The organism is Spirillospora sp. NPDC049652 (assembly GCF_040675125.1).
Taxonomy (GTDB): domain Bacteria; phylum Actinomycetota; class Actinomycetes; order Streptosporangiales; family Streptosporangiaceae; genus Spirillospora.
Genome location: NZ_JBFAOF010000808.1, coordinates 1 through 3374 on the forward strand (window position 1 = coordinate 1; position 3374 = coordinate 3374).

Genomic DNA, 3374 nt, shown 5'->3' on the forward strand with positions numbered 1-3374 from the left:
ACGACGACCAGGCGGGCCGGGACGGTGCGCTTGGCGGTGTACATTGCGGCGTGGGTGGGCCCGCACCGGTCGCCGGACGGCCGGTGGCGGCTCGCCCGGCGGGCGGTCCTGGAGGCGTGGGGCGCGGGCGGGCGGGGGGTCCGGGCCGTCCTCACGGCGGGGCAGCTCGCCGAGTTCCTGGCGGATCTGCTCGCCGAGGCAGATCGTCTCGGGCCAACCGTGGGTCATAATTGAGCGTCCTTTCCGTCAAGGAACGGTCGCGCGAGGAGGTGCCCCCACATGGCCGACGAGCGGAGGTCCCGGACGATCCGGGCCATCCGGCGGCACCGTCCGCGCCGCGCCCCGGCCGAGGACGGCCTGATCGGCGCGATCCGGCACAGCGCCCCCTACACGGGGCTCCGCGACGTCGCCTACCGGCTCTACGAGCGGCGCGTGGAGCGGTACATCCCGAACGAGGTCGTCCCCCGCCACGTCGGCGTGATCCTGGACGGCAACCGCCGCTGGGCCCGCGCGATGGGCATGGACGACGTGAACCGCGGCCACCAGCGCGGCGCCGACAAGATCTCCGACCTGCTGCACTGGTCCACCGAGGCCGGCGTCGAGGTCGTCACGCTCTGGCTGCTGTCCACCGACAACCTGTCGCGCCCGGCGGCCGAGCTCGACCCGCTGCTGCGCATCATCGAGAACACCGTCGTGGGGCTGGCCGCCGAGGGATGGCACGTCAAGCCCGTCGGCGCGCTCGACCTCCTGCCCGACAAGACCGCGTTGGTCCTCAAGAAGGCCGGTGAAGAGACATCTGACCGTCCCGGCCTGATTGTGAACGTCGCGGTTGGGTATGGAGGTAGACGTGAGATCGCTGATGCGGTGCGCTCACTGCTCATCGAGCAGGCGGGTAAGGGCACCAGCATCGAGGAGCTCGCAGAGATCCTCGACGTCGAGCACATCGCCGAGCATCTCTACACGCGCGGCCAGCCGGATCCCGACCTGGTCATCCGCACGTCGGGTGAGCAGCGGCTCTCCGGCTTCATGTTGTGGCAGAGCGCGCACTCGGAGTTCTACTTCTGCGAGGTCCACTGGCCGGACTTCCGCAAGGTGGACTACCTGCGGGCCCTGCGCTCCTACGCCGCGCGGCACCGGCGCTACGGTTCCTGACGGTCGCCGTCCCACCTTCGCGATCACCGCCTCGGGCACGTCCCCGGCCACCGTCCCCGGTGGCCGGTTCCGGCGTGTCCCGGAGGCGGACCGCCGCGCCACGAGTTCATCCCCCACGATCAGGGAGATCGAGTGGCCACATCCCTCCCGCGCCGTCCCGGGTCCGGCGAGCTCGCCGGACCGTCCGGAAACCGTTCCACCGAAGCTCCGGGCGACCGCGACGGCGGTGCGCCGGGCGTTCCGGGCGGTTCCCCGGACCGGCGCACCTACGTCCTCGACACCAGTGTCCTGCTCGCCGACCCGGGGGCGATGACCCGGTTCGCCGAGCACGAGGTCGTGCTTCCGATCGTCGTCATCTCCGAGCTGGAGGGCAAGCGGCACCATCCCGAACTCGGCTACTTCGCCCGCCAGGCGCTGCGCACCCTGGACGACCTGCGGCTCACCCACGGCCGGCTGGACGAGGCGCTGCCCATCGGCGAGCTCGGCGGCACGCTGCGGGTCGAGCTGAACCACTCCGACCCGTCGGTGCTGCCGGACGGGTTCCGGCTCGGCGACAACGACACCCGCATCCTGTCGGTCGCGAGCTGGCTGGCCCGCGAGGGCCGCGAGGTGGTGCTGGTCTCCAAGGACCTGCCGATGCGGGTCAAGGCGTCGGCGGTGGGGCTGGCGGCCGAGGAGTACCGGGCCGAGCTGGCGGTCGTCGAGTCCGGCTGGACCGGGATGCGCGAGATCGAGGTCCCGGCGGCGGCCGTCGAGGAGCTGTACGAGGACGGGCACACCGACCTGGAGGAGGCCCGCGACCTGCCCTGCCACACCGGGCTGCGGCTGCTGTCGGAGCGCGGCTCCGCGCTGGCGCGCACCGCGCCCGACAAGTCCGTCCGGCTGGTCCGGGGCGACCGCGAGGTGTTCGGGCTGCGCGGCCGGTCGGCCGAGCAGCGCGTCGCGCTCGACCTGCTCATGGACGAGTCGGTCGGCATCGTCTCGCTCGGCGGGCGGGCCGGCACCGGCAAGTCCGCGCTCGCGCTGTGCGCGGGGCTGGAGGCCGTCCTGGAGCGGCGGGCGCACCGCAAGGTCGTGGTGTTCCGCCCGCTGTACGCGGTCGGCGGGCAGGAGCTCGGCTACCTGCCGGGCACCGAGAACGACAAGATGTCGCCGTGGGCGCAGGCCGTCTACGACACCCTGTCGGCCGTGACCACGCCCGAGGTCATCGAGGAGGTGCTCGACCGGGGGATGCTGGAGGTGCTTCCGCTCACCCACATCCGCGGCCGGTCGCTGCACGACGCGTTCGTCATCGTGGACGAGGCGCAGTCGCTCGAGCGGGGCGTGCTGCTGACCGTCCTGTCGCGGATCGGGGCCGGTTCGCGCGTCGTCCTCACGCACGACGTGGCGCAGCGCGACAACCTGCGGGTCGGACGCCACGACGGCGTGGCGGCCGTCGTGGAACGGCTGAAGGGGCATCCGCTGTTCGCGCACGTGACCCTGACGCGCTCGGAGCGCTCGCCGATCGCGGCTCTGGTGACGGACATGCTCGGCGACGTCGGGGGAGTGGGCGACGTGGGGTGACCGCGCCGCGGTGAGTCGAAGCGGCGGGCCGAGCCGAAGCGGCGGGCCGAGCCGAAGCGGCGGGCCGATGCGGTGAAGCCGATGCGGGGACGGCGGGTGACCGCCGGGTGACTCGCGGTGGACGCTCCGGCGGGTTCGATACCGCCGGAGCGTCCTCCTGTTCTCTACGCAAAGTGATCAGTAAACATCACACCGTGCGTATGTGACGAACGTCACAGAACCTATGGAGAACATAAAGAACCCCAGCTCTCACGGCGCATCGGGCCATTTCGGGGACGAGTTGACAAGGGGCCCAGAAAGACCATCAATCTCGATTTGGTTGCGAACCACCCGATCAAGTCAGGCATTGTGTGTCCCCGTAAGCACCCCCGAGCGGTGTGCGGACGGCGGGCGATCCCCTGAAGCGCCCCGTCCCGCGCCGCTCCGGGCCGGGGCAGCGCCGTCGGCGGGCCCCGCGACGGCCCAGGGGTGAGAGCCTCGTCCGCGCGTCCATGTGCGGCCGACCGTCGGAAGGACCGCCTTGTCCGGAGACCGTTTCGGCTCCTCTTGGCGAGACGATCGACACAGCCCCGACCCCCTCGGACAGGGCGGTCCCGTGCCGTCCGGCGCCTCCGCGCCGTCCGGACCGGTCGGCTCCGAGCGAACCGAACAGCGTCGTG

2 protein-coding genes and 1 pseudogene are annotated in these 3374 nt (G+C 71.9%); all 3 read left to right on the forward strand.

The window, feature by feature from the left end; all coding sequences use genetic code 11:
* Positions 1–234, forward strand: a pseudogene (locus tag AB0J52_RS33000) (hypothetical protein); the annotation flags it as partial.
* A gap of 45 nt (positions 235–279) precedes the next feature.
* Positions 280–1152 (forward strand): isoprenyl transferase, encoded by an 873-nt coding sequence (locus AB0J52_RS33005; protein WP_500186771.1) that lies wholly within the window; start codon positions 280–282, stop codon positions 1150–1152.
* 132 nt (positions 1153–1284) lie between these two features.
* Positions 1285–2715 (forward strand): RNA 5'-3' helicase PhoH2, encoded by a 1431-nt coding sequence (gene phoH2 / locus AB0J52_RS33010; protein WP_500186772.1) that lies wholly within the window; start codon positions 1285–1287, stop codon positions 2713–2715.
* Positions 2716–3374 lie beyond the last annotated feature (659 nt).

Coding starts and splice junctions, on each gene's coding strand:
- AB0J52_RS33005 (WP_500186771.1), top strand. CDS start 280: ATGGCCGACGAGCGGAGGTCCCGGACGATCCGGGCCATCCGGCGGCAC.